Below are 20,438 nucleotides of genomic sequence, written 5' to 3' on the forward strand. Positions count from 1 at the left end.
CAGCACGGGCCGCGACCTCGCGGTCGCGGCCCGTGCGTCAGGCGGTGGAGCTGGGCTCGGATCAGGCCCAGCGCTCCGAGGCGGGGGTGAAGGTCAGGGACCGGTCGCCCGTGTAGATCTGCTTCGGACGGGCGATCTTCTGCTCCTTGTCCTGCACGAGCTCGTTCCACTGCGCCAGCCACCCCGGCGTGCGGCCGATGGCGAAGAGCACGGTGAACATCTCGGGCGGGAACTGGAAGGCCTCGTAGATCAGGCCGGAGTAGAAGTCGACGTTGGGGTAGAGCTTGCGCTTGACGAAGTACTCGTCCTCCAGCGCGATCCGCTCGAGCTCCTGGGCGATCTTCAGCAGCGGGTTGACCCCGGTGACCTCGAAGACGTCGTCGCAGGCCTTCTTGATGATCGTGGCGCGGGGGTCGTAGTTCTTGTAGACCCGGTGGCCGAAGCCCATCAGGCGCTCGTTGCCGCTCTTCACGCCCTCGATGAACGCCGGGATGTTCTCCAGCGAGCCGATGCGCCGCAGCATCCGCAGCACGGCCTCGTTGGCGCCGCCGTGCAGCGGGCCGTAGAGGGCGCCGACGCCGGCCGCGACCGCGGAGTAGGGGTCGACCTGCGAGGAGCCGACCGAGCGCACCGCGTTGGTGGAGCAGTTCTGCTCGTGGTCGGCGTGGAGGATGAAGAGGATGTCCAGGGCCTTGACCAGGCGCTCGTCGGCCTCGTACTTCGACTCGCTCATCTTGAACAGCATCGAGAGGAAGTTCGCGGTGTAGCTGAGGTCGTTGTCGGGGTAGACGAACGGCTTGCCCTGGGCGTGGCGGAAGGACCAGGCGCCGAGGGTCGGCATCTTCGCGATCATGCGCACGATCTGCATGTGCCGGTTGTCGGCCTCGGAGATGTGGCGCGCGTCGGGGTAGAAGGTCGAGAGGGCGCCGACGGACGCCATGAGCATGCCCATGGGGTGCGCGTCGTAGCGGAAGCCCTGCATGAACTCCTTGATGTTCTCGTGCACGAACGTGTGGTACGTGATCTCGTGCACCCAGGCCTCGTACTCGGCCTTGGTCGGCAGGGCGCCGTGGACGAGGAGGTAGGCGACCTCGAGGAACGAGGACTTCTCGGCGAGCTGCTCGATCGGGTAGCCCCGGTACTCGAGGATGCCCTTCTCGCCGTCGATGTAGGTCACAGCGCTGCGGCACGACGCGGTGTTCACGAAGCCGGGGTCGTAGACCGCGAGACCGGGGGATTCCTCACCGGCCCTGATCTTCCCGAGGTCGGCGGCCTTGATGGTGCCGTCGGCGATCGGGACCTCGTACTCCTGGCCCGTGCGGTTGTCGCGGACGGTCAGAGATTCAGTCACGCCGACCAACCTAGTGGGCGCGTCGCGCGCGAGGAACTCCGGGCGGGGTGAATACGCTGAGCGGTCGCCCGCAGGCGGCGGACGGCGTCCGGTGCCGCTCCTCTGCCGTGGCTCCAGCGTTTTGACCGGCCCCCGCGCCCGCCCGTAGTCTTGCCGGTCGCGTCCCCTGCCGCCTGGCGCCTTTCCGCTGAGAGGTCCTGGCAGCCCCGGACGGAGGTCGCCCGCGAGGGCGCCGCCGAGCCGGGCCGTGTTCGTCAGAGGACGTGAGCACCACCCGGCCGGCGCCGTCGTCCGGGCTCACGAACGAGAAAGTGAATCAGCCGTGCGTACGTACGCCCCCAAGCCGGGTGACATCCAGCGCGAGTGGCTCGTCATCGACGCCACCGACATCGTGCTCGGTCGTCTCGCCGTGCAGACCGCGAACCTGCTTCGCGGCAAGCACAAGCCGATCTTCGCCCCGAACACCGACACCGGCGACTTCGTCATCATCATCAACGCCGAGAAGGTGGCCCTCTCCGGCACCAAGCGGACCACGAAGATGGCCTACCGCCACTCCGGCTACCCGGGTGGTCTCTCCGCCACGCCCATCGGCGAGCTCCTCGACAAGGACGCCCGCAAGGCCGTCGAGAAGGCCGTCTGGGGCATGCTGCCCAAGAACAAGCTGGGCCGGCAGATGCTGAAGAAGCTCAAGGTCTACAGCGGGCCCAACCACCCGCACCAGGCCCAGAAGGCCGTCCCGTTCGAGATCAGCCAGATCTCCCAGTAATCGTCAACGAGAGCGCAGAGGATCATCGTGGCTGAGACCACCGACACCACCGAGGTCGAGGAGACCTTCGAGACCAACGAGGCCGGCGTCGCCTACACGTCCGAGAGCACCCCCTCGGCCGAGACCGTCGCCGCCCGTCCCGCGACCATCGCCCCCGCTGCGGCCACCGGCCGTCGCAAGGAGGCCGTGGCCCGCGTCCGCATCGTCCCCGGCACCGGCCAGTGGACGATCAACGGCCGCACCCTGGAGAGCTACCTGCCCAACAAGCTCCACCAGCAGGTCGTCAACGAGCCCTTCGCGTCGCTGCAGCTCGAGGGCCGCTTCGACGTCATCGCCCGCGTCCACGGCGGCGGCATCACCGGCCAGGCCGGCGCGCTGCGCCTCGGCGTTGCCCGCTGCCTCAACGCGGTCGACGTCGAGACCAACCGCCCGACCCTGAAGAAGGCCGGCCTGCTCACCCGTGACGCCCGCGTCATCGAGCGCAAGAAGGCCGGTCTCAAGAAGGCCCGCAAGGCGCCTCAGTTCAGCAAGCGCTGACGCCTTGGGCGCTCGCCTCTTCGGCACGGACGGGGTCCGGGGCCTGGCCAACGGTCGCTTGACCGCGGGTCTGGCCCTGGACCTCTCCGTTTCTGCGGCCCGGGTCCTCGCCGAGCGCGAGGGCACCCACGGCACCGCCGTCCCCGCGCGTCCGCGCGCGGTCGTGGGCCGCGACACCCGCGTCTCGGGGGAGTTCCTCGAGCACGCGGTCGTCGCGGGTCTCGCCTCGGCGGGCGTCGACGTCGTCCGGCTCGGCGTGGTGCCGACCCCGGGCGTCGCCTTCCTCACCGAGGCGCTCGACGCCGACCTCGGCGTGGTCATCTCCGCCTCGCACAACCCGATGCCCGACAACGGCATCAAGTTCCTCGGCCGCGGCGGCAAGAAGCTCGACGACGACCTCGAGGCCCGCATCGAGGCCATCCTCGGCGAGGAGTGGGAGCGACCCACCGGCGCCGACGTCGGCCGGGTCACCACCTACGCCTCGGCCGTGCCCGAGTACGTCGACCACCTGGTCGGCACGGTCGGCTCGCAGCCGCTGGCCGGCCTGCGGGTCGTCCTCGACTGCGCCCACGGCGCCGCCTCCGAGGCCGGGCCGCGGGCCCTGCGCGCGGCCGGCGCCGACGTCGTCGTCATCAACGCGACGCCCGACGGCCTCAACATCAACGACGGCTGCGGCTCCACGCACCTCGACCCGCTGCGCCGCGCCGTCCTCGAGCACGGCGCGCACGCCGGCTTCGCCCTCGACGGCGACGCCGACCGCTGCCTGGCCGTCGACCAGCACGGCGTGGTCGTCGACGGCGACCAGATCCTCGCGATCCTCGCCCTGTCCCTGCGCGACGCCGGCCACCTCGTCGACGACACCCTCGTCGTCACGGTGATGAGCAACCTCGGCCTGCTGCAGGCGATGGCCGCGGCCGGCGTCGCGGTGCGCCAGACCGCCGTCGGCGACCGCTACGTCCTCGAGGGGATGGCCGCCGGCGGCTACAGCCTCGGCGGCGAGCAGTCGGGCCACGTCATCATGGCCGAGCACGCCACCACCGGCGACGGCATCCTCACCGCCCTGCAGGTCATGGCGCGGATGGCGGGCACCGGCCGCACCCTGGCCGAGCTGGCCGGCGTCGTCACCCGGCTGCCGCAGGTGCTGGTCAACGTCGGCGGCGTCGACCGCGACCGCTCCGCCACCGACCCCGGCCTCGCCGAGGCCGTGGCCAAGGAGTCCGACGCGCTCGGCGAGCGCGGCCGCATCCTGCTGCGTCCCTCCGGCACCGAGCCGCTGGTGCGGGTGATGGTCGAGGCACCCACCGCCGACGAGGCGCAGGCCGTCGCCGAGCGCCTGGCCGACGTCGTCCGCGAGCGCCTCTCGCTCTGAGGGCTCCTCGACGGGCGCTCTTCGGGGGACCTGGCACGCGACTTGTCTGCTTGGCACGCGATATCTCGCGTGCCAAGCAGACGATCACCCGGTCAGCCGGGTCATTGCCGGCGGCCCGACCCTCACAGCTTGCGCAGACGGACGTAGCGCACCGAGTGGTCGCGGTCCTTGCGCAGCACCAGCGTCGCCCGCGAGCGGGTGGGCAGCACGTTGTAGGCCAGGTTGGGGCCGTTGATGGAGTCCCAGATGCGCCCGGCCTCGGCGATCGCCTCGTCGTGGGTGAGCGCGGCGTACTTGGAGAAGTAGGAGTCGGGGTCGCGGAAGGCGGTCTCGCGCAGCCGCAGGAACCGCTCGACGTACCACTGCCGGATGTGGGCGGTGCCGGCGTCGACGTAGACGGAGAAGTCGAAGAAGTCGCTGACGGCCAGGCCGGTGCGGCCGTCGTCGCGCACCCGGGCGGGCTGGAGGACGTTGAGGCCCTCGATGATGACGATGTCGGGGGAGCGGACGACGACCTTCTCGTCCGGCACGACGTCGTAGACGAGGTGGGAGTAGATCGGCGCCTCGACCTCGTCCTTGCCGGACTTGATGTCGACGACGAAGCGCATCAGCGCGCGGCGGTCGTAGGACTCCGGGAAGCCCTTGCGCTGCAGCAGCCCGCGGCGCTCGAGCTCGGCGTTGGGGTAGAGGAAGCCGTCGGTGGTGACCAGCGCGACGTTGGGGTGCTCGGGCCAGTGGGCCAGCATCTGCTGCAGCACGCGGGCCGTCGTCGACTTGCCGACCGCCACCGACCCGGCGAGCCCGATGACGAACGGAGTGCGCGGCGGGGTGCGGTCGTGGAGGAAGGACTCCTGGTCGTGGTGGAGCTTGCTGGCGGCGCTCACGTAGAGGCTCAGCAGGCGCGAGAGCGGCAGGTAGACCTGCTCGACCTCGTCGAGGTCCAGGGAGTCGCCGAGGCCGCGCAGGCTGCGGATCTCCTCGGCGGAGAGCGGGTTCTCGGTCTCCCGGGCCAGCGCGGCCCAGGCGTCGCGGTCGAGCTCGGTGTAGGGGGAGGACTCCCGATGGTGGGCGCCGGCGGCGTCGTCGGGGGGCCGCTGCACCTCGCTCATGGCCGGGATTCTTGCAGCCCCGGTGCGCATGCCGGGGATGGGCCCACGGGTCGTTAGACTCACCGGCCATGTGCGGAATCGTCGGATACGTCGGAGATCGGTCCGCGCAGGACGTCGTCATCGAGGGCCTGCGCCGGATGGAGTACCGCGGCTACGACTCCGCGGGCATCGCGCTCGTGCACGGCGGCTCGCTCGCCGTCGACAAGCGCGCCGGGAAGCTGGCCAACCTGGAGAAGGCGATCACCGAGACGCCGCTGCCCACCGCCACCACCGGCATCGGGCACACCCGCTGGGCCACCCACGGCGCGCCCAACGACCGCAACGCCCACCCCCACCTGGGTGCGGTGCGGCGCGTCGGCGTCGTCCACAACGGCATCATCGAGAACTTCGCCGAGCTCCGCGCGCAGCTGGAGTCGGCCGGCCACGAGCTGCTCTCGGAGACCGACACCGAGGTCACCGCCCACCTCCTCGAGCTCGAGGTGGCCGCCGGCCACGACCTCACCACCGCCATGCAGAACGTCTGCCGCGGCCTCGAGGGCGCCTTCACGCTGGTGGCCGTCGACGCCGAGGACCCCGAGCGGGTCGTCGCCGCGCGCCGCAACTCCCCGCTGGTCGTCGGCCTCGGCGAGGGGGAGAGCTTCCTCGGCTCCGACGTCGCCGCGTTCATCGAGTTCACCCGCGAGGCCCTCGAGCTCGACCAGGACCAGGTCGTCACGATCACCCGCGACGGCGTCAGCGTCTCCGGCTTCGACGGCTCGCCCGCCGAGGGCCGCCGCTACCACGTCGACTGGGACCTCTCGGCCGCCGAGAAGGACGGCCACGACTGGTTCATGCGCAAGGAGATCTTCGAGCAGCCGCACGCGGTCGCCGACTCCCTGCTGGGCCGCCGCGGCCGCAACGGCCAGCTGCAGCTCGACGAGATGCGCCTCTCCGACCAGGAGCTGCGCGACATCGACAAGATCATCATCATCGCCGCGGGCACGTCGTTCTACGCCGGCATGGTGGCCAAGTACGCCATCGAGCACTGGTGCCGCGTGCCGGTGGAGGTCGAGCTCTCCAGCGAGTTCCGCTACCGCGACCCGATCCTCGACTACTCCACGCTCGTCGTCGCGATCAGCCAGTCCGGCGAGACCGCCGACACCCTGCAGGCCATCCGGCACGCGCGCACCCAGCGCTCGAAGGTGCTGGCGATCTGCAACACCAACGGCTCCACGATCCCGCGCGAGTCCGACGCCGTCATCTACACCCACGCCGGCCCCGAGATCGGCGTCGCCTCCACCAAGGGCTACACCACCCAGCTGGTGGCCTGCTACCTGCTCGCGCTCTACCTCGCGCAGGTCAAGGGCACCCGCTACGGCGACGAGATCGACCAGATCATGGGCCAGCTCGAGCAGATCCCGGCCGCGATCGAGGAGATCCTCGGCCGCGCCGACGAGGTCTACGCCCTCGCCGAGACCTACCGGGAGAGCACCTCGTTCATCTTCCTGGGCCGTCACGCCGGCTACCCGGTGGCGCTCGAGGGCGCGCTGAAGCTCAAGGAGATCGCCTACCTCCACGCCGAGGGCTTCGCGGCCGGCGAGCTCAAGCACGGTCCGATCGCGCTCATCGAGGACGGCCTGCCGGTCTTCTGCATCGTCCCGCCCCAGGGGCGCGACCAGCTGCACGACAAGATGCTCTCGGGCATCCAGGAGGTCCGCGCCCGCGGCGCCCGCACGCTGTGCCTCGCCGAGGTCGGCGACACCCGCATCGAGCCCTACGCCGACCACGTCGTCCGCCTGCCGCGGGTGCCGGTGGTGCTGCAGCCGCTGGTGTCGGTGATCCCGCTCCAGCTCTTCGCCTGCGAGCTGGCCACCCGCCTGGGCCACGACGTCGACCAGCCGCGCAACCTGGCCAAGTCCGTCACCGTCGAGTAGCGGTGGCGATCCTCGGGGTCGGCATCGACGTCTGCGACATCGACCGCTTCGGCCTCTCCCTCGAGCGCACCCCCGGCCTGCGCGAGCGGCTGTTCACCGCCGACGAGGCCGGGCGGACGACGGCGTCCCTGGCCGCCCGGTTCGCCGCCAAGGAGGCGCTGGCCAAGGCGCTCGGCGCGCCCGCGGGCCTGGCCTGGCACGACGCCGAGATCGTCTCGGAGTCGAGCGGGCGTCCGCGCCTCGACCTGCGCGGCTCGGTGCGCGCGGCCGCCGACGCGCTCGGCGTCGTCACCGTGCACGTCTCGCTGAGCCACGACGCCGGCGTGGCCTCGGCGATGGTGGTGCTGGAGGGCTGATCGGCTCCCGCGTGACGTGTCTCGCAGGTTCTGCCGGTGCGGAACCTGCGAGACACGCCCGGCGGTGGTCAACTACCCGGTCAGCCGGGTAATTGGGGCGTGGCCGCGCCACCCCCTCCCTCCGGGGCCCTCGTGGGGTCGGAGCGGAGGCCCAGCCCCACTACATTGACCGGATGCGTCACGCCCACACCGTCGCCGAGGTGCGCGCCGCGGAGGCCGCGCGGATGGCGCAGCTGTCCGAGGGCGCGCTGATGCAGCGTGCGGCGGCCGGGCTGGCGGCGGCGCTGATCGACCTCCTCGGAGGGGCCTACGGACGTCGGGTGCTGCTGCTCGTCGGGCCCGGCGACAACGGCGGCGACGCGCTGTGGGCCGGCGCGATGCTGGCGCGCCGCGGGGCGTCGGTCGAGGCGTGGCGGCTGCACGAGCGCGTCCACGCCGACGGGCTGGCGGCCCTGCGCGCAGCCGGCGGCCGGGTGCACGACGGCGCCCGCGACCTGTCCGCGCGCGAGGCCCCCGACGTCGTCGTCGACGGGATCCTCGGCATCGGCGGGCGTCCCGGCCTGCCGCCGGCGGCGCTCGACGCCCTGGCCCGGCTGGCCGACCTCGAGGCGCCCGTGGTGGCCGTCGACGTGCCGAGCGGGGTGTCGGTCGACACCGGCGAGACGCCCGCGCCGCACGTCACCGCCGACCTCACCGTCACCTTCGGCACCCACAAGGTCGCCCACCTCGTCGACCCCGCGGCCGCCGCGTGCGGTGCGGTGCACCTCGTCGACCTCGGGCTCGACCTGCCGCCGGCCGACGTCGAGGCGCTGCAGGCCGACGACGTCGCCGCGCTGCTGCCGCGTCCGCGCCGCGTCGACCACAAGTACACCCGCGGGGTCGTCGGCGTCCGTGCCGGCTCCGCGCTCTACCCCGGCGCCGGGCTGCTGTCCGTGGCCGGCGCCGCCTGCGGGCTGGTCGGCATGGTGCGCCACGTCGGCGACTCCGCCGTCACCGACCGCGTCCGCGAGGCGCACCCGGAGGTCGTCGGCGCGGGACGCGTCCAGGCGTGGGTCGTGGGGTCCGGCGGGGGCGAGGCCGCGGCCGAGCACCTGACCGCCGCGCTGGGCGACGACGTCCCGGTGGTCGTCGACGCCGACGCCCTGCCGCACCTCTGCGACCAGTCGGCGACGCTGCGAGCCGGCTCCCCGCTGGTGCTCACCCCGCACGCCGGCGAGCTGGCCGCGCTCACCGGCGCCGAGCGCGCCGCCATCGAGGCCGCACCCCTCGAGCACGCGCGCGCCGCCGCCCGCACGCTCGACGCCGTGGTCCTGCTCAAGGGGCCGCACACGCTCGTCGCCCGTCCCGACGGCCGGGTGCGGGTCACGGTCACCGGCACGTCGTGGCTGGCCACGGCCGGCGCCGGCGACGTGCTCGGCGGGCTGATCGGCGCGCTGCTGGCCGGCGGGCTGAGCCCGTTAGACGCCGCCAGCGTCGGCTCCTGGCTCCACGGCGCGGCCGCCACCCTCGCCTCCGACGGCGGCCCGATCGTCGCCGGCGACGTCGCCGCCGCGCTGCCCGCGGCGATCCGCGCGCTGCTCCGACCTGCCGGTTCGGCACAATCGCACCCATGACCGGAGTCGAGCGCGCGGAGATCGTCGTCGATCTCGCGGCGATCCGGCACAACGTGCGCCGGCTCCGCGAGCTCACCGGCACGCCCGTCATGGTCGTCGTCAAGGCCGACGCCTACGGCCACGGCATGCTGCCCGCGGCCCGCGCCGCCCGTGCTGCCGGCGCGCCCTGGCTGGGCGTCTCCAGCCTGGCCGAGGCGGTGGCGTTGCGCGCCGCCGGCGACGACGGCCGGATCCTGGCCTGGCTCACCGTCCCCGGCGAGGACTGGGCGCCCGCGGTGGCCACCGGCGTCGACGTCACGGCCTACGACCTCGACCACCTCGACGCCGTCGCCCGCGCCGTCGCCGACACCGGCCGGCCGGCCCGACTGCAGCTCAAGGTCGACACCGGCCTCTCCCGCGGGGGCGCGCCCCGCGCCGCCTGGAGCGAGCTGTTCGCCGCCGCCCGCGCCGGCGAGCAGGCCGGCACCTGGCAGGTCACCGGCGTCTGGTCGCACCTGGCCTGCTCCGACGAGCCCGAGCACCCCGCCAACGCCGCGCAGGAGACCGCCTTCCGCGAGGCCCTCGCGCTCGCCGAGGCCGCCGGGCTGCGCCCCGAGGTGCGTCACCTCGCCAACTCCGCCGGGGCGCTGCTGCGTCCCTCGGCCCGCTTCGACCTCGTCCGCTGCGGCCTGGCCTCCTTCGGCCTCGACCCCGCCCCCGGTCGCCTGCCGGCCGACGTCGGGCTGCGCCCGGCGATGACCGTGCGCGCCCGGCTGGCGATGGTCAAGCCGCTCGTCGCCGGCGACGCCGTCTCCTACGGCCACACCTGGACGGCGAGCGCGCCCACCGTCGTCGGCCTCGTGCCGGCCGGGTACGCCGAGGGCGTGCCGCGCGCGGCCGGCAACCGCGCCGAGGTGGCCGTGGCCGGACGCCGGGCGCCGCTGCGCGGCGTCGTGTGCATGGACCAGTTCGTCGTCGACCTCGGCGCCGACGCCCTCGAGCGAGCGGGGGAGGAGGCCGTGCTGATCGGCCCGGCCCCCGCGCCCAGCGCCCAGGACTGGGCCGCGTGGTGCGACACCATCTCCTACGAGATCGTCACCCGCCTCGGCGGCCGCTTCGCGCGGGTGCACGTCGACTCCGAGTCCGTCTCGCCTGGCACCCCCGCCGAGGCCGCGGTGGCCGCGTCCGTCGGGAGCGCCCGATGAGCGACGACGCCCGGCCCACCACCGGCGCGCGGGTGCGCCGCGTCCTCGTGCGCACCGCCGGCGCCGCGGCCGGCCTCGCACTGGCCGGCACCGCCGTCCAGGTGGCCCGGCACAGCCGCGTCATCCACCGCCGCGACGCCGGCGACCAGGTGCCGCTCGGCTCGCTGCGCTCCTCGCCGCAGATCGTCGTGGCCGACGACGGCGTTCCGCTGCACGTGGAGGTCGACGAGCACGAGCCCACCGGCCGTCGTCAGGCCGTGCCGCCGGTCACCGTCGTGTTCGTCCACGGCTACGCCCTGACGCTCGACTGCTGGCACTTCCAGCGCGCCGCCTACCGGGGGCTGGTGCGCACCGTCTTCTACGACCAGCGCTCGCACGGCCGCTCGGGACGCTCGGACCGCCAGCACGCCACCATCGACCAGCTCGGCCTCGACCTCGCGCGGGTGCTCGAGGAGGTCGTCCCCGAGGGGCCCGTGGTGCTCGTCGGGCACTCCATGGGCGGCATGACGATCGTCGCGCTCGCCGAGCAGCACCCCGAGCTGTTCGGCAGCCGCATCGTCGGCGTCGGGCTCGTCTCGACGACCGCCGGCGGGCTCGATCCCAGTCGCATCCTGCTGCCGATGGTGCCCGCGCGCCTCGGCGGACGGGCCGTCCAGAGCACGGTCGGGGTGCTCTCCCGCGGGCACCGCTCCATCGACCGGCTGCGGCGGATGGGCCGCGCCGTCGCGTCGGTGGCCACCGACGTGTTCGCCTTCGGCGACGAGGTGCCGGCCAGCTACGTGCGCTTCGTCGACGAGATGCTCTCCTCGACCCCCTTCGAGGTCGTCGCGCAGTTCTTCCCGAGCTTCCGCAGCCTCGACAAGTTCCACGCCGTGGAGGTGATGGGGCACGTGCCGACGTCGATCGTCTGCGGCACCGCCGACCGCCTCACCGCCATCGGCCACAGCCGCAAGCTGCACAGCCGGATCGCCGGGTCGCGGCTGCTGGAGTGCGAAGGAGCCGGACACATGGTGATCATGGAGCGGCACGAGCAGGTCAACGCCGAGCTCGACCAGCTGCTCGCCGCCGCCACGGAGCGGGTGGGGCGCCGATGAGCGCAGGCCCGACCCTCGAGGTGCGACGCGTCGGACCCGAGGCCGCCCGCGACGTGCTCGGCGTCGTCCGCGCCGCCTTCGAGGCGCGTCCGCCGCTCGACCCGCCCGCCGACGCCCTCAGCGAGACCGAGGAGACCATCGCCGCCGCGCTCGCGACCGGCGGCGGGATCCTCGCCTGCCTCGACGGCGAGCCCGTCGGCGCCGTGCTGCTCGACCCCGTCGGCCCCACCACCTACCTGCGCCGCTTCGGCGTCCTGCCCGACCGGCAGGGCCACGGCATCGCCACCGCGCTCGTCGACGCCTGCGCCGAGGCCGTCGACGCCCGCGCCCTCGCCACCGGCACCGGCGGGGAGGACCTCACCGTCGTGGCCCGCGAGGAGCTGCCGCGCACCATCCGGTTCTGGGAGCGTCAGGGGTTCCGCGAGATCACCCGCCGCTCGCCCCTGGTGGAGCTGCGACGTCCGCTGCGCACCGCCGTCATCCCCGCCCCCGACGCCGACGCCATGCGGGCGCTGGGCCGTGCCGTCGCCGGCCAGCTCGCGCCCGGCGACCTGCTCGTCCTCACCGGCGAGCTCGGTGCCGGCAAGACCACCTTCACCCAGGGCCTCGGCGCCGGCCTCGGCGTGCGGGGCGCGGTGACGTCGCCGACGTTCGTCATCGCCCGCGTGCATCCCTCCGAGGTCGGCGGCCCCGCCCTGGTGCACGTCGACGCCTACCGCCTCGGCGGGCTCGAGGAGCTCGACGACCTCGACCTCGACACCTCCCTCGACCACGCCGTCACGGTCGTGGAGTGGGGGGAGGGCCTGGCCGAGGGGCTGGCCGACTCGCGCCTGGAGGTGCGGATCGTCCGCGACGCCGTCGTCGACCCCGACGCCGAGCTCGACCCGCGCCGCGTCGAGATCACCCCCGTCGGGCCGCGCTGGCATGCGCTGAGCTTCCGCGGGCTGGGGTAGCGGGGGTCGTGAAAGGTTCGGCGGCCAACCGCTGAAGCTTCAGCGGCCAGCCGCTGGACCTGTCGGTGGGCGTTCGAAGGTTCGAACGCCTACCGCAAGGTTCGGCGGTCAGCCGCCGAAACGCACAGATCGGCCCGCACCGACCCCCGCCGTCGACCCCGCGCACGAAACTGGCGCCTGACCGATGAAGCTTCATCGTCCAAGCGCCAGCTTCATCGGTTGACCGATGAAACTGGCGGGGGAGGCGCGCCGACGAGCCGCCCGTAGAATCGACGCCGCACCCCCGGTCTCGCTCGAGCCGGGGCGTTCGTGCTGCGCCCGCGCGCGCCGACACTCCGTCGAACCCCGAGGAGCACCCGTGTCCACCGCAGTCCCCGCCTCCGGCTTCACCCGCGCCGTCCTGGCCGAGCCGACGCTGGCGGAGGTCGTCGTCGAGGCCGGCCAGGGCCGGCTGCGCTCGCTCGACCTCACCGGCCCCGAGGGGCTGCGGCCGTTCCTCACCGCCGGCATCGCCGGCGCCGGCCGCACGGTGCTCGTGGTCACCGCCACGAGCCGGGAGGCCGAGGACCTCGTCACCGCGCTGGGCGACGCCGCGTTCGCCGGGCTCGTCGACCCCGCCGCGGTGGCCTACTACCCGAGCTGGGAGACGCTGCCGCACGAGCGACTCAGCCCGCGCAGCGACACCGTCGGACGCCGGCTCGCGGTGCTGCGTCGCCTGCAGAACCCCGGCGACGACGCCACCACCGGGCCGCTCCAGGTCGTCGTGGCGCCGGTGCGCTCGGTGCTGCAGCCGCAGGTCAAGGGCCTGGGCGACCTCACGCCCGTCGAGCTGAGGGTCGGCGACACCGCCGACCTCGACGACGTCGTCGCGGCCCTGGCAGGCGCCGCCTACAGCCGGGTCGACCTGGTGGAGAAGCGCGGCGAGTTCGCGGTGCGCGGCGGCATCGTCGACGTCTTCCCGCCCACCGAGGAGCACCCGCTGCGCGTGGAGCTCTTCGGCGACGAGGTCGACGGCATCCGCTCCTTCTCCGTCGCCGACCAGCGCACCCTCGAGCCGGTGCAGCGCCTGTGGGCGCCGCCGTGCCGCGAGCTGCTGCTCACCGACGACGTCCGCGCCCGCGCCGCCGAGCTGGGGCGCAGTCACCCGCGGCTCATCGAGCTCACCGACAAGATCGCCGCCGGCATCGCGGTGGAGGGCATGGAGTCCCTCGCGCCGGTGCTCGTCGACGACCTCGAGCTGCTCGTCGACGTCGTGCCGGTCGACACCCACGTGCTGGTGCTCGACCCCGAGCGCGTGCGCCGCCGCGCGCACGACCTCGTCGCCACCTCCGAGGAGTTCCTCGGCGCCAGCTGGGCCGCGGCCGCCTCGGGCGGCGAGGCGCCGATCGACCTCGGCGCCGCGTCCTACCGCACCCTCGCCGACGTCCGCGAGCACGCCATCGGGCGCGGCATGGCCTGGTGGTCGATGAGCCCGTTCGGCCTCGCGCCCGACGACGCCGGCCCCGACGGCATCGCCGGCCTCGACGGCGCCTCCGACGTGCGGGCCGGCGACGTCGGCGTCGCGTCCCGCGCCCTCACCGCCCAGCCCGCCGAGGCCTATCGCGGCGACGTCGAGAAGGCCACCGCCGACCTCGCCCGCTGGCAGCAGCAGGGCTACCGCGTGCTCGTCGTCCAGCCCGCCCACGGCCCGGCGCAGCGCACGCTGCAGGTGCTCGGCGAGGCCGACGTCGCCGCGCGCCTCGACGAGAGCGCCGGCGTCGAGGAGGGCGTCGTCACGGTCTCCTGCGGCACCCTGGCCCACGGCTTCGTCGACGACGACGCCCGCCTGGTGCTGCTCACCGGCGAGGACCTCACCGGCCAGCGCTCCTCGACCCGCGACATGCGCCGCATGCCCGCGCGCCGCAAGAAGCAGATCGACCCCCTCGAGCTCAAGGCCGGCGACTACGTCGTCCACGAGCAGCACGGCGTGGGCCGGTTCGTGGAGATGAAGCAGCGCGAGGTGCAGGGCGCCACCCGCGAGTACCTCGTGCTCGAGTACGGCGCGTCCAAGCGCGGCGCCCCGCCGGACCGGCTCTACGTGCCGGCCGACGCCCTCGACCAGGTCACCCGCTACGTCGGCGGCGAGCAGCCCAGCCTCGACCGCCTCGGCGGCGCCGACTGGTCCAAGCGCAAGAGCCGCGCCCGCAAGGCCGTCCGCGAGATCGCCGCGGAGCTGATCAAGCTCTACGCCGCCCGCCAGGCCACGAAGGGCCACGCCTTCGGCCCCGACAGCCCCTGGCAGCGCGAGCTCGAGGACGCCTTCCCGTTCACCGAGACCGTCGACCAGCTGGTCACCGTCGACGAGGTCAAGCGCGACATGGAGCGCACCGTCCCGATGGACCGCCTCATCTGCGGCGACGTCGGCTACGGCAAGACCGAGATCGCGGTGCGCGCGGCGTTCAAGGCGGTGCAGGACGGCAAGCAGGTGGCCGTCCTCGTGCCGACGACGCTGCTGGTCACCCAGCACCTGTCCACCTTCATGGAGCGCATGAGCGGGTTCCCCGTGGTGCTCAAGGGCCTCTCCCGGTTCCAGACCGACAAGGAGGCCGCCGAGGTGATGGCGGGGCTGGCCGACGGCACCGTCGACGTCGTCGTCGGCACCCACCGGCTCTTCAACGCCGACATCCGGTTCAAGGACCTCGGCCTGATCATCGTCGACGAGGAGCAGCGCTTCGGCGTCGAGCACAAGGAGCAGATGAAGCGACTGCGCACCAGCGTCGACGTCCTCTCCATGAGCGCCACCCCGATCCCGCGCACGCTCGAGATGGCGATCACCGGCATCCGCGAGATGTCCACGATCACGACCCCGCCCGAGGAGCGCCACCCGGTGCTCACCTACGTCGGGGCCTACGAGGATCGTCAGGTGATCGCCGCCATCCGCCGCGAGCTGCTGCGCGAGGGCCAGGTCTTCTACATCCACAACCGGGTCAACTCGATCGAGAAGGCCGCCGCCCGCCTCACCGAGCTGGTGCCCGAGGCGCGGGTGGCCACGGCGCACGGGCAGATGAACGAGCGCCAGCTCGAGCAGGTGATGCTCGACTTCTGGGAGAAGCGCTTCGACGTGCTCGTGTGCACCACGCTCGTGGAGTCCGGCCTGGACGTCTCCAACGCCAACACCATGATCATCGAGCGGTCCGACACCCTCGGCCTCTCCCAGCTCCACCAGCTGCGCGGCCGCGTCGGACGCTCCCGCGAGCGCGCCTACGCCTACTTCCTCTACCCCTCGGAGAAGCCGCTCACCGAGACCGCCCACGAGCGGCTGGCCACCCTGGCCCAGCACTCCGACCTCGGCGGCGGCATGGCGATCGCGATGAAGGACCTCGAGATCCGCGGCGCCGGCAACCTGCTGGGCGGCGAGCAGTCGGGCCACATCGCCGACGTCGGCTTCGACCTCTACGTCCGGCTCGTCGGCGAGGCCGTCTCGGACTTCAAGGGCGAGGGCGAGCAGGAGCTCAACGAGGTGCGCATCGAGCTGCCCGTCGACGCCCACCTGCCCCACGACTACATCCCCTCCGAGCGGCTGCGCCTGGAGATGTACAAGCGGCTGGCCGAGGTGCGCACCGACGAGGACGTCGACGCCATCCACGAGGAGCTGGTCGACCGCTACGGCGAGCCGCCGATCGTCGTCGTCTCGCTGCTGCTGGTGGCCCGGTTCCGGGCGCGGGCCCGGCAGGCCGGCATCGGCGAGGTGACGATCGCCGGCCGCAACGTGCGCTTCGCGCCGGTCTCGCTGCCGGAGTCGCGTCAGGTGCGCCTGCAGCGGATGTACCCCAAGTCGCTCATCAAGCCGGCCCTGGACACCATCCTGGTGCCGCGTCCGCAGACCGCGGTGATCGGCGGGAAGCCGCTGGACGGCATCGCCCTGCTGCAGTGGGCCCGCGAGGTCATCGACGCGGTCATCGACCCGCCGGAGGCCTCGAAGAGCGCGTGAGGCCCGCGGGAGTCCCGCGGTGGGTCCCGGGCCGTGGGCGGGGGCTGGCGGCGACGCCGGGCGCGGGTGCTTGAATGGCCTGCGTCACATCCCGTCACCTCTCACCGCGCGCCTGAGCGCGGCCAAGGAGTGCCCGTGCGCCTCATGCGTCCCGTCCTCGGTGCGGCGGCCGTCGCCGTCCTCGCCTCCTCGCTCTCCGCGTGCGGGGTCTCCGACCAGACCATCCGCCCCGGCACCGCCGCGGTCGTCGACGGCACCACGATCAGCCTGCGGGAGGTCGACGACGCCGCTGGGCCCGCCTGCGACGTGCTGCGCACCGACCCCACGCGGCTGGGCCAGGGCTACACCGGCTTCCAGCTGCGCAACATCGTCCTGACCCAGCTGGCCGTGAAGGTGCTGGCCGACCGCATCGCCCGCGAGAACGGCATCGACGGCCGCGACCTCTACCGTCAGGTCGAGGACGCCACCCGCACCAGCCTCACCGGCGTCAGCGCCGCCGACCGCAGCGCGGCCCTGCCGGTCTTCGCCGCCGGCACCTACGCCAACGAGGTGCTCGACCGCGCCGTGACGGCCACCCTCGGCGCGGACGCCGCCGATCAGGTGCGCACGGCCGCCGGCCAGCAGCTGCTGCTCAACGCCCAGAAGGTTGCCGACATCGAGACCAACCCGCTGTTCTCGCCGATCGACTTCGGCGCCGCGCCGGCCGCTCCCGCCGACCTCTCGGTGCCGGTCAGCGGCATCGCCACGACGGCGGCCGCGCCGTCGCCCGGCCCCGAGCAGCTCGCCGCGCTCCCGGCCGACCAGCGCTGCACCGCGCGGTGACCTCGTCCCAGGACCACTCGGGCGGGCACCCGCAGGAGCAGGAGCCGCTGCTGGAGTTCCGGGAGACGATGCGGCTGCTGCGCGCCGAGTGCGCCTGGAAGCGCGAGCAGACCCACGCCTCCCTGGTGCCGTTCCTCCACGAGGAGGCCGCCGAGGTGGCCGAGGCGATCGCCGAGGGCGATCCCGCGCACCTGCGCGAGGAGCTGGGGGACCTGCTGCTGCAGGTCTACTTCCACGCCGCCATCGCCGAGGAGGCCGGGCAGTTCACGATCGACGACGTCGTCGCGGGCCTGGCCGAGAAGATGCGCCGCCGCAACCCGCACGTGCTCGGCACCCCGGAGCAGCGGGCCGCCGCGGCCGGGCTGAGCGCCGAGGAGGTCTCCCGGCGCTGGGAGCAGATCAAGGCCGCCGAGCGCGAGGAGTGACCTCGCGCCCGACGGCCTCGACGGTGGTGCGGGTGGATCAGGCCTGCGGCAGGGTCTCCGAGGCGCAGACGACGTAGGCCGTCAGCGGGCTGCCGTCGGCGTGGCTGGTCCCCACGGTCCACGAGGTGGCGCTGGTGGCGCCGTTCAGGGCCGGGGTGCCGGCGCTGTTGGACGGGTAGGAGCTGTAGACGGCGTCGCCCTCGCCGCCGATGATGCCTCCGCCGACCGCGGTCTCCCCCGTGAGGCAGCTCGCGGTGGCCGTGACCGGGCCGGAAAGTCCGGGCACGGGTGCGGTGCGGTAGGTCAGCGTGCCGGCGAAGGTGCCGTCGGCGCCCGCGGGGCCGGTGGCTCCGGTCGGACCGGTGGCTCCCGTCGCGCCGGTGGCGCCCGTGGGACCGGTGGCGCCGGTCGGGCCGGTGGCGCCGTCCAGGCCGTTGGCGCCGGCAGCGCCGGTCGCGCCCGCGGCACCGGTGGCGCCGTTCTCGCCCGCGAGGCCGGTGGCGCCAGTCGGACCCGTCGGACCCGTCGGGCCGGTGGCGCCGTCAGCGCCGGCCGGGCCCATCAGGCCCTGGATGCCCTGGATGCCCTGGATTCCCTGGGCGCCGGCCTCGCCGGTGGCGCCGGTCGCGCCGGTCGCGCCGGTGGCGCCGGTCGCTCCCGTGGCGCCGGTGGCGCCGGTCTCGCCCGTGGCACCGGTGGCGCCGGTGGCGCCGGTGGCGCCCTGGATGCCCTGGGCACCGGTCTCGCCGGTGGCACCCGTGGCGCCGGTGGCGCCCTGGATGCCCTGGGCGCCGGCCTCGCCGGTGGCGCCGGTCGCGCCCGTGGCGCCCGTGGCACCGGTCGCGCCCGTGGCACCCGTGGCACCCGTGGCGCCGGTGGCGCCGGTGGCGCCGGTGGCGCCGCGGCCGTTCCAGGCGATCGGGGTCTCCCCGGTCTTGCACGCGCGACCGGCGGGCACGACGCGGAGGCTGCCGTCCTTGCTGAAGCAGGCGGTGATGACGCCCTCGCGCTGGCCGGGGGCGTCGGCGAAGGCCGGCGCGAAGGCCATGAGGGTCGAGGTCGACGTGGCGATGAGCGCCACGGACGTGAGGGCGCGCCGCATCGTGCGGGTAGAGGTCATGTGGGGGTTCCACCTTCCATGGTGCCCGTCGCGGACCGTCCGGACGGGTCGTCGACGCCGCCGGGGCGACGTCGGGGCTTGAGGATCGACGCGGGTCGCGCCGGATCAGCGCGAGGCGGCGAGGCGCTTCTGGACCGACCGCAGCCGGGCCCTCGCGGTGGCGTCGCCGGGCTTGAGGTCGACGACGCGCTTCCACAGGGCGGCGGCACCGCGCAGGTCCTGGCCCTCGGTGAGGATCGCCAGGTTGTTCAGCGCCGGGACGTACTCCGGGTCGAGCCGGATGGCCGCGGCGTAGTGCGTGACGGCCTCGAGCGTGCTGCCGCCCTGCTGGGCGATGAGGCCGAGGTCGTAGTGCCCGAACACGTTGTCGGGGTCGAGGCGCACGGCCTCCTTCAGCGTGGTGCGGGCGCCGGTGGCGTCGCCGGACTGCAGCTGGGCGGCGCCGCGGTCGACCAGCGTCGAGGCCCGGGCGGCCGCGGCCTTCGAGCCGGCGTCCGAGTCGCCGGAGCCGTCCGAGCCGCCGGAGCAGCCGGCGAGGCCGGTGGTCAGGCAGACGCCCAGCACGACGGCCGGGACGGAGCGGAGGACTCGACGACGACGCGGGCTGCGGGAGATCTGCTGCACGACCGGGCGATCGGCCCGGGCGGACCGCACCTGAGAGGAATGCTCAACCCGCTGGGTCAGCCGCGGGTCAGCCGCGGGTCAGCCGCCGGCCAGGCGCTGGGCGTGGCCCAGGTTCTCCTCGACGCGGGCCCGGTGCGCGGCGGGCAGGTCGGGATGGGCGAGGGCCTGGCGCGCCGCCTGCAGCGAGGTGGCGGCGTCCCCGATCCAGTACGCCGCGACGGCGAGCTCGTCGAGGGCCCGCCAGCCGTGGGCGGAGGGGTCGACGAACAGCACGTCGGTGGGCCGGCCCAGCGCGCACGCCTGGCGGGCGGCCAGCGCCGCCAGCGGCCAGCGGGGACCGCGCTCGCGGCAGAAGCGCGCGAGCTCGACGAGCGGCTCGGCGCGGGTGGGCCGCGACTGCCAGGCCTCCAGGTGGCGTCCGATCACCAGCGCGTCGTCGAGGCCGAGGCGCTCGCTGAGCATCGCCACCTGGAAGCGGGAGTACCAGACCTCCTCCTCCCAGCCGCCGAGGGCGATCCGGCGCTCGTAGGCGGCCAGGGCCTCGGCGTCACGGTGGAGGTCGCGCAGGGTCTGGGCGAGGTAGAAGGCCGAGCGGGCGTCGTCGGGGTCCTCGGCCAGGGCGCCCTCGAGCAGGCGCAGGTCCCGCTCGAACTTCACCGTGCGGCTCGACCCGTCGGCGTGGTCGACGAACCAGGCGCCGTCGGCGGGCACCGGGTCGGAGCCCGGGACGACGACCACCTCGTGGGTGACGCCGCGGTAGCGGGCCTCGGCGTCGGCGCGCACCAGGCGGACGTTGGCGTAGTGCAGGGCCTCCGAGCGCTGCTCGAGCAGGTGGAGCGGGGCGTGCAGCCGCGTCCGGAAGGTCGGGTCGTCGACGCGCAGCTCCATGTCGGCGTCGCACAGCAGCAGGTAGGTGGGGCGCCCGGCGGGGTCGGGGTTCGCCGCGCACCAGTCGCGGGCCAGGTCGAGGCCGTCGTTGCGGGCCTGGGCGAAGTCGTGGAACTCCCCGTGCCCCACCGTGCCCGGGACGCCGCGCTCGGCGAAGAACGCCTCGATCACCGCGGGCGTGCCGTCGGTGGAGCCGGTGTCGAGGATCGCGAAGGCGTCGATCCAGGGCGCCGCGGCCGCCAGCGACCGCTCGATGATGGCGGCCTCGTCCTTGACGATCATGGTCAGGCACAGCCGTGCGTCGCTCACGCCGACCGACTGTAGAGGCTCGCGCGTCCGAGCCC

At 74.0% G+C, this 20,438-nt stretch carries 17 protein-coding genes; 12 read left to right on the plus strand and 5 right to left on the minus strand.

The window, feature by feature from the left end; all coding sequences use genetic code 11:
• Positions 1-61 precede the first annotated feature (61 nt).
• Positions 62-1,351, minus strand: coding sequence for a citrate synthase (locus tag ACZDWJ_RS05500; RefSeq protein WP_463519922.1), 1,290 nt, complete (start codon positions 1,349-1,351; stop codon positions 62-64).
• A gap of 322 nt (positions 1,352-1,673) precedes the next feature.
• Here ACZDWJ_RS05500 and rplM point away from each other — a divergent pair, with 322 nt between their 5' ends.
• The 3 genes from rplM to glmM are packed head-to-tail and all read left to right on the plus strand — an operon-like array spanning position 1,674 to position 4,023.
• On the plus strand, positions 1,674-2,117 hold the full coding sequence (gene rplM / locus ACZDWJ_RS05505; protein ID WP_463519923.1) for a 50S ribosomal protein L13: 444 nt from the start codon (positions 1,674-1,676) through the stop codon (positions 2,115-2,117).
• A 27-nt stretch (positions 2,118-2,144) separates the two neighbouring features.
• Positions 2,145-2,654, plus strand: coding sequence for a 30S ribosomal protein S9 (rpsI, locus tag ACZDWJ_RS05510; protein WP_463519924.1), 510 nt, complete (start codon positions 2,145-2,147; stop codon positions 2,652-2,654).
• Positions 2,655-2,658: 4 nt separating this feature from the next.
• Entirely contained in the window at positions 2,659-4,023 is a 1,365-nt protein-coding gene (gene glmM / locus ACZDWJ_RS05515) for a phosphoglucosamine mutase (protein ID WP_463519925.1), read from the plus strand.
• 122 nt (positions 4,024-4,145) lie between these two features.
• Here the strand turns inward: glmM and coaA are convergent, their stop codons facing one another.
• A complete protein-coding gene (coaA, locus tag ACZDWJ_RS05520; protein ID WP_463519926.1) occupies positions 4,146-5,132 on the minus strand; it encodes a type I pantothenate kinase in 987 nt (328 codons plus the stop codon).
• A 68-nt stretch (positions 5,133-5,200) separates the two neighbouring features.
• On the opposite strand from coaA, the gene glmS reads away from it, so the two are divergent.
• The 9 genes from glmS (at position 5,201) to ACZDWJ_RS05565 (ending at position 17,462) form a co-directional block, all read left to right on the plus strand.
• On the plus strand, positions 5,201-7,045 hold the full coding sequence (gene glmS / locus ACZDWJ_RS05525; protein WP_463519927.1) for a glutamine--fructose-6-phosphate transaminase (isomerizing): 1,845 nt from the start codon (positions 5,201-5,203) through the stop codon (positions 7,043-7,045).
• A gap of 2 nt (positions 7,046-7,047) precedes the next feature.
• Positions 7,048-7,401 carry a holo-ACP synthase gene (locus tag ACZDWJ_RS05530; RefSeq protein ID WP_463519928.1) on the plus strand — a complete coding sequence of 118 codons (354 nt, stop codon included), beginning with the start codon at positions 7,048-7,050 and terminating at the stop codon, positions 7,399-7,401.
• A gap of 173 nt (positions 7,402-7,574) precedes the next feature.
• Positions 7,575-9,014: an NAD(P)H-hydrate epimerase gene (locus ACZDWJ_RS05535; protein ID WP_463519929.1), complete on the plus strand. Its 1,440-nt coding sequence runs from the start codon at positions 7,575-7,577 to the stop codon at positions 9,012-9,014.
• Entirely contained in the window at positions 9,011-10,198 is a 1,188-nt protein-coding gene (gene alr / locus ACZDWJ_RS05540; protein ID WP_463519930.1) for an alanine racemase, read from the plus strand. The genes ACZDWJ_RS05535 and alr overlap by 4 nt, the downstream gene beginning before the upstream one ends.
• Positions 10,195-11,292: an alpha/beta fold hydrolase gene (locus tag ACZDWJ_RS05545; protein WP_463519931.1), complete on the plus strand. Its 1,098-nt coding sequence runs from the start codon at positions 10,195-10,197 to the stop codon at positions 11,290-11,292. The genes alr and ACZDWJ_RS05545 overlap by 4 nt, the downstream gene beginning before the upstream one ends.
• The gene (gene tsaE, locus ACZDWJ_RS05550) at positions 11,289-12,245 is read left to right on the plus strand and encodes a tRNA (adenosine(37)-N6)-threonylcarbamoyltransferase complex ATPase subunit type 1 TsaE (RefSeq protein WP_463519932.1); all 957 of its coding nucleotides are present in this window, start codon (positions 11,289-11,291) and stop codon (positions 12,243-12,245) included. Before ACZDWJ_RS05545 ends, tsaE begins: the two co-directional genes overlap by 4 nt.
• Before the next feature lie 358 nt (positions 12,246-12,603).
• Positions 12,604-16,215 (plus strand): transcription-repair coupling factor, encoded by a 3,612-nt coding sequence (mfd, locus tag ACZDWJ_RS05555; RefSeq protein WP_463519933.1) that lies wholly within the window; start codon positions 12,604-12,606, stop codon positions 16,213-16,215.
• 135 nt (positions 16,216-16,350) lie between these two features.
• Complete coding sequence (locus ACZDWJ_RS05560; RefSeq protein WP_463519934.1) at positions 16,351-17,037, plus strand: SurA N-terminal domain-containing protein; 687 nt, start codon at positions 16,351-16,353, stop codon at positions 17,035-17,037.
• Positions 17,034-17,462: a MazG nucleotide pyrophosphohydrolase domain-containing protein gene (locus ACZDWJ_RS05565; RefSeq protein ID WP_463519935.1), complete on the plus strand. Its 429-nt coding sequence runs from the start codon at positions 17,034-17,036 to the stop codon at positions 17,460-17,462. The genes ACZDWJ_RS05560 and ACZDWJ_RS05565 overlap by 4 nt, the downstream gene beginning before the upstream one ends.
• 37 nt (positions 17,463-17,499) lie before the next feature.
• Here the strand turns inward: ACZDWJ_RS05565 and ACZDWJ_RS05570 are convergent, their stop codons facing one another.
• From ACZDWJ_RS05570 to ACZDWJ_RS05580, 3 genes are all read right to left on the minus strand, one after another.
• The gene (locus ACZDWJ_RS05570; RefSeq protein ID WP_463519936.1) at positions 17,500-18,582 is read right to left on the minus strand and encodes a hypothetical protein; all 1,083 of its coding nucleotides are present in this window, start codon (positions 18,580-18,582) and stop codon (positions 17,500-17,502) included.
• Positions 18,583-18,687: 105 nt separating this feature from the next.
• A complete protein-coding gene (locus ACZDWJ_RS05575; protein ID WP_463519937.1) occupies positions 18,688-19,236 on the minus strand; it encodes a tetratricopeptide repeat protein in 549 nt (182 codons plus the stop codon).
• Between the two features lie 48 nt (positions 19,237-19,284).
• Positions 19,285-20,403 (minus strand): hypothetical protein, encoded by a 1,119-nt coding sequence (locus tag ACZDWJ_RS05580; protein ID WP_463519938.1) that lies wholly within the window; start codon positions 20,401-20,403, stop codon positions 19,285-19,287.
• Positions 20,404-20,438: the final 35 nt, after the last annotated feature.

It is taken from the genome of Nocardioides sp. B129/18, assembly GCF_055282735.1.

What these genes read in the sequence shown, in the direction of transcription:
- coaA (WP_463519926.1), bottom strand. Translation starts at nt 5,132, where the DNA reads ATGAGCGAGGTGCAGCGGCCCCCCGACGACGCCGCCGGCGCCCACCAT.
- glmS (WP_463519927.1), top strand. Translation starts at nt 5,201, where the DNA reads ATGTGCGGAATCGTCGGATACGTCGGAGATCGGTCCGCGCAGGACGTC.
- ACZDWJ_RS05535 (WP_463519929.1), top strand. Translation starts at nt 7,575, where the DNA reads ATGCGTCACGCCCACACCGTCGCCGAGGTGCGCGCCGCGGAGGCCGCG.
- alr (WP_463519930.1), top strand. Translation starts at nt 9,011, where the DNA reads ATGACCGGAGTCGAGCGCGCGGAGATCGTCGTCGATCTCGCGGCGATC.
- ACZDWJ_RS05545 (WP_463519931.1), top strand. Translation starts at nt 10,195, where the DNA reads ATGAGCGACGACGCCCGGCCCACCACCGGCGCGCGGGTGCGCCGCGTC.
- tsaE (WP_463519932.1), top strand. Translation starts at nt 11,289, where the DNA reads ATGAGCGCAGGCCCGACCCTCGAGGTGCGACGCGTCGGACCCGAGGCC.
- ACZDWJ_RS05570 (WP_463519936.1), bottom strand. Translation starts at nt 18,582, where the DNA reads ATGACCTCTACCCGCACGATGCGGCGCGCCCTCACGTCCGTGGCGCTC.